The sequence below is a fragment of the Mastigocoleus sp. MO_188.B34 genome (assembly GCF_030065675.1).
GTDB lineage: Bacteria > Cyanobacteriota > Cyanobacteriia > Cyanobacteriales > Nostocaceae > Mastigocoleus.
Window position 1 is genome coordinate 1 of the sequence record NZ_JASJDK010000118.1, and the last position, 13,755, is coordinate 13,755.

Annotated in this window: 9 protein-coding genes; 3 read left to right on the plus strand and 6 right to left on the minus strand. The window is 39.2% G+C overall.

Features of this window, described 5'->3' with window-relative positions; genetic code table 11:
* Positions 1–380: 380 nt before the first annotated feature.
* A complete protein-coding gene (locus QNJ50_RS22480; protein WP_300639818.1) occupies positions 381–1,778 on the minus strand; it encodes a TldD/PmbA family protein in 1,398 nt (465 codons plus the stop codon).
* A gap of 432 nt (positions 1,779–2,210) precedes the next feature.
* Positions 2,211–2,567, minus strand: a complete 357-nt coding sequence (locus tag QNJ50_RS22485; RefSeq protein WP_300639764.1) for a Rieske (2Fe-2S) protein — start codon at positions 2,565–2,567, stop codon at positions 2,211–2,213.
* Positions 2,568–3,655: 1,088 nt separating this feature from the next.
* Here QNJ50_RS22485 and QNJ50_RS22490 point away from each other — a divergent pair.
* Positions 3,656–4,087 (plus strand): hypothetical protein, encoded by a 432-nt coding sequence (locus QNJ50_RS22490; protein WP_300639767.1) that lies wholly within the window; start codon positions 3,656–3,658, stop codon positions 4,085–4,087.
* A gap of 132 nt (positions 4,088–4,219) precedes the next feature.
* On the opposite strand, the gene QNJ50_RS22495 is transcribed toward QNJ50_RS22490, so the two are convergent.
* From QNJ50_RS22495 to QNJ50_RS22505, 3 genes are all read right to left on the minus strand, one after another.
* On the minus strand, positions 4,220–4,732 hold the full coding sequence (locus QNJ50_RS22495; RefSeq protein ID WP_300639770.1) for a TIGR00725 family protein: 513 nt from the start codon (positions 4,730–4,732) through the stop codon (positions 4,220–4,222).
* Between the two features lie 267 nt (positions 4,733–4,999).
* On the minus strand, positions 5,000–6,373 hold the full coding sequence (locus tag QNJ50_RS22500; RefSeq protein ID WP_300639773.1) for a HEAT repeat domain-containing protein: 1,374 nt from the start codon (positions 6,371–6,373) through the stop codon (positions 5,000–5,002).
* A gap of 188 nt (positions 6,374–6,561) precedes the next feature.
* Positions 6,562–7,710: a DMT family transporter gene (locus QNJ50_RS22505; RefSeq protein WP_300639776.1), complete on the minus strand. Its 1,149-nt coding sequence runs from the start codon at positions 7,708–7,710 to the stop codon at positions 6,562–6,564.
* 62 nt (positions 7,711–7,772) lie between these two features.
* Here QNJ50_RS22505 and QNJ50_RS22510 point away from each other — a divergent pair, with 62 nt between their 5' ends.
* Positions 7,773–7,973 carry a hypothetical protein gene (locus QNJ50_RS22510; RefSeq protein WP_300639779.1) on the plus strand — a complete coding sequence of 67 codons (201 nt, stop codon included), beginning with the start codon at positions 7,773–7,775 and terminating at the stop codon, positions 7,971–7,973.
* A 28-nt stretch (positions 7,974–8,001) separates the two neighbouring features.
* Here the strand turns inward: QNJ50_RS22510 and QNJ50_RS22515 are convergent, their stop codons facing one another.
* Positions 8,002–9,348, minus strand: a complete 1,347-nt coding sequence (locus tag QNJ50_RS22515; protein WP_300639781.1) for a lipid-A-disaccharide synthase — start codon at positions 9,346–9,348, stop codon at positions 8,002–8,004.
* Between the two features lie 301 nt (positions 9,349–9,649).
* Here QNJ50_RS22515 and QNJ50_RS22520 point away from each other — a divergent pair, with 301 nt between their 5' ends.
* Complete coding sequence (locus QNJ50_RS22520) at positions 9,650–13,636, plus strand: magnesium chelatase subunit H (protein ID WP_300639784.1); 3,987 nt, start codon at positions 9,650–9,652, stop codon at positions 13,634–13,636.
* Positions 13,637–13,755 lie beyond the last annotated feature (119 nt).

Genomic DNA, 13,755 nt, shown 5'->3' on the forward strand with positions numbered 1-13,755 from the left:
CGCTTAGCGGAAGCGTACCGTAGGTATTGCGTGTTCGTTAGAACAAACGATAGTGTTAGACCGCAGCAAAGCTGAACGCGGAGCGCGTCCTCAGCAATCTCAAAGCCTTGCGTTAGCGTTAGCGTGTCCGACAGGACATATGCTACGTTACGCTACGCTCCACTCGCAATGACAAATATACAATTAATTTTCTCCAAGTACTTAATAATTTGTTGGAGGTGCGGTGCATTACGCTATTGCTAACGACACCCTTGTATATTAAGAGTCTGGGTTTGTGGTATTGAGAATAATTTGTTGAAGGTGCGTTACGCTATCGCTAACGGCACCCTACGAATGAGATATTTTATTTATTGGGAGTTCTCACTATTTATATCTATCTATTAAGCGACCTCACCACCGACAACAACATCTTTAATCCGCAAACTTGGACCTCCGCAACCTACCGGTAAACCATTTTGACCGCCCTTACCGCAACCACCGGATTCATCCCAATAAAAGTCATCTCCTATGGCTTCAATATCTCCTAGGGTTTGGAAAACATTACCGGAAAGGGTTACATCCTTAACTGGTTCAGCAATTTTGCCATTTCTAATCATCCATGCTTCCCCAGCACTAAAGGTGAACATTTCACCGTTGGTCATTCCACCCAACCAATTACGTGCGTAAACTCCTTCTTTAATATCAGCGAACAAATCTGCAACAGGTGTTTTTCCCCGTTCGATCCAGGTGTTAGTCATGCGAACAATTGGTGCATAGTGATAATCCAAGCAACGAGCATTACCTGTTGGTGCTTCACCTAATTTTCCTGCTGTTTCCCTTGAATGGAGACGTCCGACCAAAACCCCGTCTTTAATTAATTGTGTTGTTGTTGCGGGGGTACCCTCATCATCATAGAAATAACTTCCGCGATGTCCCAGGGGTGCAGCTCCATCGAAAATTTGCAATTCTTCTGGACCAAATCGCCTTCCAATGGTCATTACTTCCAGCAAATCTGGGTTTTCGTAAGCCATATCAGCTTCAGAAAGATGTCCAAAGGCTTCATGTACGAATAAACCACTGAGAATTGGATCGATCACAATGGTATAAACATCACCCGTAACTGATGGTAAGGATAAAGCTGACACTGCTCTTTGTGCTGCACTTTTAACCTGTTTTTCCAAACCTGTTAAATCTTCATAGGCTTTGCGCGAACCAGTTGTTTCCCTCCCTGTTTGCACAGTTTCACCATTACGGGCTGTTGCTGCAAAGCGCATTTCCATATCAACCCAAGATTGTTCGATTAAAGCACCTTCACTGGTAGCAATAGTTACATCTTGAGCACTATCTGCATAACGCACGGAAGTTGTAGTAATTCTACTATCCACGCTTTTCAGTAAATCGGCATAATCAATACATAATTGTTTTTTATCAGAAAGAGCTATTTGACGGGGATTGGTACCTGTTAGGGGAATATGGCACACTGCTTGAATTGGTTCGATGGGAGCAAGGATAGTTACCTCATCTCCAACCATTCGTGCAGAAGTGATCGCTTCTTCAATCCGTTCTTTCAAACTCGCTAACTGATTAAAACTACTTAATCCCCATCCTCCTCGATAACAGGCGCGAACTTGTCCGCCAATAGAAATACCTTCGCTGAGAGTTTCGACTTTACCGCCACGCAGCAATATATCTGTTCCCTCAGATTCTTCCAAACGAATCATCAAATAATCTACTTTGGAGGAATAATGGGCAATTAAGTCGGAAAGCAGGTTTTTAGTATCGGCTAATAAGGGAGGCATTGGTAGATACGAACTATCAGGGGTCAACTGCATTTATTGTGCAATTTTCTGCGCTCAGATGCCACTCTCATATCAGATAGAAGCTGAATTTTTATAATATAAGTCAGCGTAATTGCGAATATATTCTGGAATAAAATGAAAACTTAATACATGGGAATTTACTTGTTAAAGTAGTTATTTAAAATGTGTTTAAATACTATTTTTACACCAGTAGCAAAATTAAAATAAGCAAATATATGCAAAAATTCCTAAATAGAATTACTATTCAGAATTTTGATTTTCTGCATACCGCAATGGAAAAAGTCTAACTAAAGCAATATAATGAACGAGTAAGTCAGCTTATATTCAAGCTCAAGAGTTAAACTCAACAATTCACATCAAAATTTATATCAAGCAGCCACCTGCAACTGTGATCGCAGGTGGAATTTTAGTTTATTCTTCCAAACCAACCAAAATATTTCCATCTTCTATACGGGTGGGATATACAGGAAGTGATTTTTGCTCTGACATCTTACCCATCATCGAACCAACAACAGGTGGGAAAGTACACCATTCTTTAACTTCACCACTGCGGAGGTCAAAGGCACTACGATGCCAACGACACACAATAGCACCATCGTCTGTAACCTTACCTTTTTTTAGGGATAACTTAAGGTGAGGACACTTGTTATCTACAGCAAATATTTCACCGGAGTGATTAATTATCAAGATGGCTTGATTCCCGACTTTGACAACTTCTCGCGCACCTGGTGCTAGAGATTCTTGAGAAAGAACTTTGACCCAATTCACTTATTTACTCCTTTTTATAAATGGGACTTGATAAACCAAAATGGTAAACCAAACTACTTTTTACCATTATTAAATAGCTTAGATACAGATTTTTTCTAAATTATTTCAAGAATCAATTTGAATTGATTTGAGATTTTTTATCAACAACAGGACGACCGCATTAAAATTTATAATTACCAGTTTCAATTATTGATTTTAATAATCGATCAGAGAACAGTTTGAATTAACTTTAATTTAAGAAGGTAAATCCTAGTTGAACTTTAGCTTTACTTTTTTGAAAATCATTTTATCGGTACTTTTTATCTTCTATGTTTTTTGTCAATGTTTATCATTCAATTTGAAAATATTTGTACCTACGAAATTGTTTGCACGAAAAATAAATTACATTTTCATAACCTTACAGGAATTTGGTAACATTCATTATTCCTAATTAATAATTCTTAAAATGGCGGTAATAAACTTTTAAATACCCAGGTATGCAATAAAAATAGCATTGTAGAGCAAGATTATATCTCTCTATAACTTGTCACTTGAAAATATCAGTTTTTTTATACAGCATAATTATGTAAATAAAAATAAATCTTAACTTATCACAAGTAGATAAAATAACAAATTAAATATCTTTAGGAAGATGAATAGAGAATTTATAATTCTTTAATTTATGATGTGTTTAACTTATGATGTGTTTAATTATATTTACATCATCTAATAAATTAAAAACAAAGATAAACGTCTTAAAAAAATTAATTTGGCTCCATGTTATCTTTGATTTTACATTGCAAGTATTCTTGGCAAGATATTTTCTAAACACAACTACTATATTTATTCTCGCTTTTTATAAAAGTCATTAATTTCTTATATCACCAATTAAATGTAACTAAAAATACAACTTTATAGTCAAGTATAATGTGAGAATTTTATTAGTGAAAATAAATATAAAATTTTTGTTTCCGGATGTATATTCAAACAGCAGTAAAGTTGAGAATACCCAGTACAAATTATTTATTAAAAGGTATTTTTATACACTTGTTGCTTGTATCTATACGTAAGAAAATAGGAATTGAAGAATTACATTTTGTATAAAACAAGTGAGACACAAATTAAATGATATTTTTGTGTTCTTAGTTGCTTCTATGACTATTGCGACTTCAATAGTTAATCCTGCTTTTGCAAATAATCGTCCCACTCAATGTGTTAGTCCTATTACAAATACACCAGGAAATATAAGATACACAGGTGATTGTATACCTCGTCCTTTATGGATAAACCCTAATTACGGTTCTAATTATGCTCGATTTATGCGTGTTGCAATTAAATCAGCCGTAAATAAATATGATTACGATACAGCAATCATTAATTTTTACAGAGCACAAGAAATCTCGGGTTATCGAGATCCTGAAGTCAGACGAGGTTTATTAGGAGCAGTGATGGCTAAAGCAATTAAGAAAAGTCCAGTTCCAGGCTATTCTCATCCTCGAATTTGGTTGTTAATTACTGGGGAATATTATGATGAAAGGTAATATTAATTAGTAATTGCTGATTTAAATATCTATTTTTGAAAATACCAGGGAATCATTCATCATAAATAAAATAATAAAGCTCAAAAATACACATTATGAATTAATTTACTGTTATTAATCAGCGAAGTGAAGTTATTTGAGATTCATGTAATTATCATCATTTAAAATCATTTTGATTATCGATATTGCATCTTCAGGATTTGTCGCAAAATAAACAAGCTGGGGTGATAGTTTTTCAAAAAAATCAAAGCTTTCTTTCTCATCAGTGAGGAAAATTACTTTCTTATTTGCTTTTAAAGCTAGAGCAATTTCTGAAACTGTACCTAGACCAATTCCACAAGCAATGACTACATTTGAGGAAAGAACATTAATATTATTGCGGGCACTGCCCATATTGGTAACAATGGGAATGTCAATAAACTTGGAAATATTCTGTAAATTGCGATCGGGAAGAATTCCAATCGTTAAACCTTGAACTGATTTTGCACCGCAAGATGCTGCATCCATCACACCAATATTTCTACCCCCAGTTAGTAGGATCCAATCCTGCTGTGCGATTAACTTTCCTACCTGATAAGCATTTTGGAGATCTATTTCTTTTGCTTTTTCTCCAGGTCCCATGACACCAATAATGATTTTTTTCATAAACAGGAAGGGGGAAGAGGGAACAGAGGGACTATCCCGCACTTTTTCAAAGCGCTAGAGTAATGATGTTTGAACGCAGCAAGCTGTTTATCCGTAGGATGCGTACTAAAACCTTAGGTACGTGTACAAGCAAGATAGGGGATAAAATGCTTAATCGACAAGCTTTTTGACTTTTGACTTATAAATATATTTTGTAGTTGGACTTTAGCGCTAAAGTTTATCGATCGCACTAAACTCACAACTACAATTTTTTATTCAGAAAAATTCTTATTCTGAAGTAGGGTATTCAATTTGATTAATTTCAGTAGCTTCTAATTCTTGAGGTAACTCTTCCAAGTAATTTAGCGAACGAATACGATTCATCTGAGATAAAGCATATCGTGCTGTTTCCCGTACTTGTGAGTTTTCATCCTCCAGAGCGTGAGATAGGATTTGACTAATTTGAGCCATCATATCATACACGCGGGTGATATCACGAATGGCATTTTGGCGCACTTGGGGACTTTCATCTTGCAATGAAATCGCCAAAGCTTGGTTCATTGGTTTAAGAGTACGACTACCAATTTCTGATAACGAACCCAAAATCAAACTTCTTTCTTGGGAATCAGCATCAACCATTAACTCAGTAAGTGGTTGAATTGCTCTAGAGTCACCTTCTTGTCCTAAATCCCAAACAGCTTTACGTCTTTGCTGTGGGTCGGGACTGTATAAATCTTTAATTAGCTTATCAACTAGATTGAATTTAGCTAGATGGGGACCTTGTTCGGAGGATAACCAGGTTTTTGATGGTACTTCTGTCGCTTCTTGTCCGTTAATAAGAGTTTCATCTGCTGGAGAATATGCTTTGACTGGAGGTACAATCTCTTTAACGGTCTCAGGAATTGTATTCAATTCATACAGTGGGAGTTGAATCCCATTTTGCTGAATTATATTTGGTTGAATTCCATTTGGTTGAATTCCATTTGGTTGAATTCCATTTGGTTGAATTATATTTTGTTGAATCCCGTTTGGTTGAATTACATTTGGTTGAATTATATTTGGTTGAATTCCATTTGGTTGAATTCCATTTGTATTGGGTGTAGTAAGGTTTTTTGAGTGTGAAGGATAAAAGTAACTAACTTCTTCTTCATCTCTTCGGGAAAATAACTTGATGATATAAAGAATTGCTCCCGTACTTCCCAAAACTCCAATACCAATTAAAGACCACCCGAATATACCTTGCTCTTCTGCGGTTATGTGACTCGATTGAGCGCTCGAATCAATGGAAGACTGGAGTCTTTTTTCTTGAAGTGCTTTTTCTAAAGCATGTTTAGTTGAAGTACCAAAAACACCATCAGCAGATAAATCTCTGGCTGACTGAAATTTAAAAACAGCACTTTTTGTAGTTCCACCATATTTTCCATCAATAGAACCCTCATAATATCCGAGTTCTTGGAGTTGAGTTTGGAGAATTTTAACTTGTGCTCCTCTACTTCCTGGTCTGAGAGGTAAAACTCCATTGGAAATCTTATCAGAATTTGCTTGAGAAATTTTTACACTCTCAGGTGCGGATTTAAAAGGGGCTATGCTTGCACTACTGGGTTTATACTCCAGGCAAGTAAGGCAAGTGGTGATTAAAATTAGATAATGGCATAGCCTCATATTACAATTGTTCTTAAGAATATCCGGCTTAATCCGGTTAGTGAAATTAAAATTAGGTTCAATAAACTTAACATTTTTTACCCTGATAAATTTTAATCAAAGGGTACAGCTATTCATTATAAAGACGTCATCAGCCAACGTCTCTAACTGAGATGTAATACGTAAAATATATATCCTATGTTTTTAATTTAAGGCAAAATTTCCGAGTCCGATTTTCTCACATTTACGGTTAAATGGTGAAGTTTTTTCGCCGATACTTTTTGAAAGGGCTGTTTTTCTCGGATATTTTTTTCATTTACTTTACATTTGCGTACTTTTCGCTCATTTACTGAGACTCGAGTGTCTTCACTCATCAAATTTTGACGTTGATTAATTAAGTAGACACTGAGTAGAGTTAAGCACACCCCTGCCCATTGCAAAGGACTAAGAACTTCACTTAAGAGTAAACTACCAAAAATTAAAGCAAATACAGGAGTCAGAAAGGTTAGAGAACTAAGACTAGTGAGACTTCCACTAGAAGCAAAGTAGAAAAATAATCCATAGGCGATAGCACTACCAAATACAGTTGCGTATGCCAAAGCAATACTATCTGATGGTAGCAAATTAATCCATTGTTCTGATTCTGTGACAGCGGAGATGCACCACAATGGTAACCCACCTAAAATCATATGCCATCCAGTGGCACTTACGGGATCGGCATAACGGATGACGAAGCGAATCATTACCGTTCCTACCGCCATTGATAATGCAGCTAATAGCATCAACCATTCACCGCTTTCGAAGAGCGAGCGGGAAATCAACAAGATTTCAGAACTTGGAGTTTGAGAAATATTGGTAGTTTGGGAGAAAATATTTAGTTGAGAGATCTGAGAAAAAATACTTAAAATCCATTCGTCAGGTAGACCAATTAAAGCGATTCCGGTCACCCCTAACATCAGTCCGAGCCATCCCCACAAACCAATCTGCTCTTGGAATAACCAACAGGACATTAATGCTACCGCTAAGGGTTGGGAGTCAATCATTACCGAACCCAAACCAGCGCCAGTTTTAACCAAACCTTCCGCCAAAAATCCTTGAAATAATGCTCCATCTACCAGAGCAAATAAAATAATCCACAACCATGCTTTCCAACTTTTGGGTTGGGGTCTACCCATGATTGCTGCGACGATCAAAATTAGCACGCCAGCAGGGAGTATTCGCAATCCAGCAAGAAATAACGGCGTTGTGTGGGGAATTACTCCTTTCATCGCTACCATCGCCGTACCCCATAGGAAAAACGGAGAAATTAGAAGCAGTGGAGCAAAGGGGAGTCGGGATACACGCTCGTTAAATTGCATGAGATTGCTGATACCGTTTGGTAACAAACGAAGAAACTGAACCTAACTAATTTTAACTAATTATGTTGTTTTGTGAAGGAATAAATACTCAGGAGTCAGGAGTTAGAAGTCAGGAGTTAGAAGTCAGGAGTCAGAAGTCAGGAGTTAGAAGTCAGGAGTTAGAAGTCAGGAATCAGGAGTCAGGAGTCAGAAGTCAGGAGTCAGGAGTCAGAAATTACTCATTACTCATTACTCATTACTCATTACTCATTACTCATTACTAATTACTCATTACTAATTACTCATTACTAATTACTCACTATCAATTTCCTCTTCAACCATATTTACTAATTTTTCTGCTGCTCCTGCTTCTCCGCGAATGCTTTGCAGTTGCGATCGCATTTGTGCTAGTTTTTCTGGATTTTCTAAGTAGTCTAAGACCATTTCCCCAATTTCTTCGGGTTGAAGTTTGCCTACTAATTCTGGTACAACTTCCTTACCTGCCCAAATGTTAGGCCATGCTAATAAGCCTTTTTTACGCAGGAAAAACCAATTGATTGTTTTGGCAATACTAGAACCAACAAATGGTAAATTTGCCAATATTCCCGGTACTCCATCCCAAGAACGCATTGCGTCAAGTTCCTGTGTGGGTAATAATACAATCATAGGTATTGCTAAAGAACCTATTTCAGCAGTATTTGCACCTACAGTAGTTAAGCAAATTTGGCATTGAGATAAGATTTCGTAGGCTGGATGCTGAGTCCAAAGTTCTATGGTGATGCCGTTTGCTGTTTTAAGTTTGGGTTTTTCTGAGTTAATTTCTGAGTTGGATTGTGAATTAATTTCTGAGCTATTTTCTGAACTAGTTTCTACGATAATTTTTGGTTCGTGATTAAGTATTTTTGCTGAAACATCCCCAAAAATTTTTGTGAAGGGATTTTTTTCGGTATTTGCAAAACTTTCTAGGGTTTCTAAATCTAATGTCGGCGCGACGGGAAGTATAAATTCCGTTTGCGGACGCTTTTTGTGAATATATTCGGCGATCGCTAAACTTAACGGTACCCCCTGGGTTAATTTTGCCGCCTTTGAACCGGGAAGAAAAGCAATTATTTCTTTGGCTTTTACTTTTTGATTGGCAAATTTATCTTTTTCATGGGAAAATGACAAATCACTATTTGCTTCTTGCATTAGGTCGCCAACCACTGTGAATTTATCGGCATATTTGGGATCTACTTTGGCTGAAACTTCTGCTTTCATGACACCAAAGCGATCGATTAAATTATGCCAGCGCGCCTCCCATTCAGCATAAACTATCGTCCGATAACCCAGTCTTTTCCCAATAATTGCAGCAAAAAACTGATCCCCACCCAGGAAAATAACTATTCCTTTTTTGCGCCATTGCCAATTTTGCTCTGTTTTTCCCCAAACCAGAAATCGAAGGAAATGCTTTGCATCCTGAGTTCTATCGACTTCCGGATAGGAATTCGCGATCGCAGCTTCTTTTCCACTTGCATTGGGACAAGGAGACAAAATTACGGAAATTCTTAGTTTGCTTGGATCTTTCCCTAGCTTTCGTCTTAATTCCCTAACTACTGGTCGCACCCAAGTGGTTATTTCCCCTGGTCCATTGGAAAGAATTAGAACATCTAGATTTTCCATTATTTTTTGAGTTTAATATTTTGAGACTGATATTTTGAGATTGATATTTTGAATTTAATATTTTGAATTCAATAGATTTTCCCGGAATTCCACATAAAATCAGCCTTATTCGTGTTTACAAAAATACATATTTTGTGAGTAAATGCTAATGCAGTATGCAAATAATTATTAATTTATGTTTCGGAATTTATATCGTTTTGTGTCAGATAATCTACAAAAGCAGAATTTGGGAGTTATTTTCTGATAAAAAGACTGATATTGCCGAGCATAGAGAACACGCATCAAAAGGAGCCTCGTTAGCATGTTCACCCACGTCAAGTCCACCATCAGACATATCGCGCCAGAAAATCTCGGGGAGCGACATTTAATTAAGGTGGTCTATGTCGTGCTAGAGTCCCAGTATCAGAGCGCACTCTCCCAAGCGGTAAGAGTAATTAACGCCAATAACCCTAACTTAGCGATCGAAGTTAGTGGTTATTTGATCGAGGAACTCCGAGACCAAGAGAACTATGAGGAGTTCAAGCGCGATATAGAAACTGCCAACGTTTTCATCGCCTCGCTGATTTTTATCGAAGATTTAGCCCAAAAGTTAGCGGAAGCGGTCAAGCCACACCGCGACAATTTAGATGTTGCAGTGGTTTTCCCTTCCATGCCAGAAGTTATGCGCCTGAATAAAATGGGTAGCTTTTCTTTGGCACAATTGGGACAATCCAAGAGTGCAATAGCACAATTCATGCGTAAGCGCAAGGAAAAGTCTGGTGCTTCTTTCCAAGATGGAATGCTCAAGTTACTGCGGACGTTACCGCAAGTTTTGAAGTTCCTTCCGATGGATAAAGCCCAGGATGCTAGGAATTTTATGCTTAGTTTTCAGTATTGGTTGGGTGGTTCCCCAGAAAATCTGGAAAACTTCTTGCTGATGCTGGCTGATAAATATGTATTAAAAGACGTAGAGACGCGAAATTTCGCGTCTCTACAATATGAGCAACCTGTTGTTTATCCCGATATGGGGATTTGGCATCCTTTAGCCACCACAATGTATGAGGATGTTAAGGAATACCTCAATTGGTACAGCAGCCGCAAAGATATTTCTCAAAATTTAAAAGATCCTTTAGCACCTTGTGTAGGTTTGGTATTACAGCGTACCCATTTGGTTACCGGTGATGATGCCCATTATGTGGCAATTGTCCAGGAATTGGAATCCATGGGAGCGCGAGTTGTGCCGGTTTTTGCTGGCGGTTTGGACTTTTCCAAGCCTGTGGATGCTTACTTCTACGATTCGGCGACCAATAGCTCATTGGTTGATGCTGTAGTATCCCTGACAGGTTTTGCTCTGGTAGGTGGACCTGCAAGACAAGATCATCCCAAAGCAATTGAATCTCTCAAGCGCTTAAATCGCCCTTACATGGTAGCCTTACCTTTGGTTTTCCAAACCACTGAGGAGTGGATGGATAGCGATTTAGGTTTGCATCCCATTCAGGTGGCGTTGCAAATTGCCATTCCGGAGTTGGATGGGGCGATTGAACCGATTATTTTGTCTGGTAGGGATGGTACCACCGGTAAAGCGATCGCGCTGCAGGATCGGGTGGAAGCTGTAGCGCAACGGGCGTTAAAATGGGCAAGTTTGCGTCGTAAGCCCAAACTAGATAAGAAGGTAGCAATTACTGTATTTAGTTTCCCACCGGATAAAGGTAATGTGGGAACGGCTGCGTATCTGGACGTATTTGGTTCCATTTACGAGGTAATGAAAGCCCTGAAGAATAATGGCTACGATTTACCGGAATTACCTGGTAGCGCCCAAGAATTGATGGAAGAGGTAATTCATGACGCCCAAGCCCAGTATGCTAGTCCCGAGCTAAATATTGCTTACCGGATGTCGGTTCCGGAATACGAAGAATTGACACCATACTCCCAGCGTTTGGAAGAAAACTGGGGTCCACCACCAGGACATCTCAACAGCGACGGACAAAATCTGTTGGTTTACGGTAAGTCATTCGGTAATGTGTTTATTGGCGTACAGCCGACTTTCGGTTACGAAGGCGACCCGATGCGGTTGTTGTTCTCTCGCTCTGCAAGTCCCCACCACGGTTTTGCTGCTTTCTATACTTACCTAGAAAGAATTTGGGGTGCTGATGCGGTACTGCACTTTGGAACCCACGGTTCCTTGGAATTTATGCCCGGTAAGCAAATGGGTATGTCCAATGAGTGTTACCCAGATAACTTAATTGGTAGCATTCCCAATCTGTATTATTACGCAGCTAATAATCCTAGTGAAGCCACCATTGCTAAGCGTCGCAGCTACGCCGAGACAATTTCCTATTTGACTCCTCCGGCGGAAAATGCAGGTTTATACAAGGGTTTAAAAGAACTCAGTGAGTTAATAGCTTCCTACCAAACCCTGAAAGATTCCGGTCGCGGTATTCCCATTGTTAATACCATCATGGATAAATGCCGGATGGTAAACCTAGATAAGGATATTGACATTCCGGAAACCGACGCTAAAGATATGAGTTCCGAAGAACGGGATAATATCGTCGGAATTGTGTACCGCAAGTTAATGGAAATTGAATCGCGACTCCTACCTTGTGGATTGCATGTTGTCGGAAAACCTCCTAGTGCTGAAGAAGCGATCGCAACTCTGGTAAATATCGCTGGTTTAGACCGTCCCGAAGAAGAAATCAAGAGTTTGCAAAGAATTATCGCCGAAAGTATCGATCGCGATATCGAAGAAATTTACCGCAACAGTGATAAAGGCGTTTTAGATGACGTCCAATTGTTGCAGGATATTACCATGATTACTCGGGAAACCGTCGGTGCGTTGGTCAGAGCGCAAACTGACGCAGAAGGTAGGGTTTCCTTGGTTTCCAAGTTGAATTTCTTTAATATGGGTAAGAAGGAACCTTGGATCGAAGTTTTGCATGACGCGGGTTACACCAAGGTAGATAAGGAAGCAATTAAACCCCTATTTGAATATTTGGAATTCTGTTTGCAACAGGTTTGCGCTGATAACGAATTAGGAGCATTACTCAAAGGTTTGGAAGGTGAATATATTCTTCCCGGACCCGGTGGTGACCCAATCCGCAACCCTGATGTATTACCGACAGGTAAAAATATTCACGCCCTCGACCCCCAAGCAATTCCTACCCAAGCAGCAGTTCAATCAGCAAAAGTCGTTGTGGAACGCTTGCTAGCTCGACAAATGCAGGAAAACGGTGGTAGATATCCCGAAACCATTGCTACTGTGCTTTGGGGAACCGACAATATTAAAACCTACGGGGAATCACTCGCCCAAATTATGTGGATGGTTGGGGTGCGTCCCGTTCCTGATGCTTTGGGAAGGGTGAACAGATTGGAGTTAATTCCTTTAGAGGAGTTAGGACGTCCCAGAATTGACGTAGTAATTAACTGTTCTGGAGTATTCCGCGACCTGTTCATTAACCAAATGAACCTGCTCGATCAAGCCGTGAAAATGGCTGCGGAAGCAGAAGAACCCTTGGAAATGAACTTTGTCCGCAAACATGCAATGGAACAAGCGGAAGAGTTGGGAATTAATATACGTCAAGCAGCTACACGCGTTTTTTCCAATGCATCCGGTTCCTACTCATCTAATATCAACTTAGCGGTAGAAAACAGCAGTTGGGAAAGCGAACAAGAGTTACAGGAAATGTACCTCAAACGTAAATCCTTTGCTTTCAGTGCTGATAATCCTGGAATGATGGAAAACTCCCGGAAAATCTTTGAAACTACTTTGAAGACAGCGGAAGTTACTTTCCAAAATCTGGACTCCAGCGAAATTAGCTTAACTGACGTTTCCCACTACTACGATTCTGACCCCACCAAGGTAGTCGCTAGTTTGCGGGAAGACGGTAAAATGCCAGCGTCTTACATGGCAGATACCACCACAGCAAATGCTCAGGTGCGTACCCTATCGGAAACCGTGCGTTTGGATTCTCGGACTAAATTATTGAATCCCAAATGGTATGAAGGAATGCTTTCCCACGGTTATGAAGGGGTGCGGGAATTATCGAAACGTTTAGTTAATACCGTTGGTTGGAGTGCTACTTCGGGTTCCGTTGATAACTGGATCTACGAAGATGCGAACGACACCTTCATGAAAGATCGGGAAATGCAGGAAAGGTTGCTCAACCTGAATCCTAATTCTTTCCGCAAGATGGTTACAACTTTGTTGGAAGCTAATGGTCGGGGTTACTGGGAAACCAGTGATGAGAATTTGGAGTTACTGCAACAGTTGTATCAGGAAGCTGAGGATCGGATTGAAGGGATTGAGTAATTTCTGATAAACCTCGCTTTGTAGCAATAACCAATGTAGAGACGCGCCATGGCGCGTCTCTACAATTTTATGGTAATATCAATATCCTTCAAAATTGATTTTACAGACCACTGTTTATT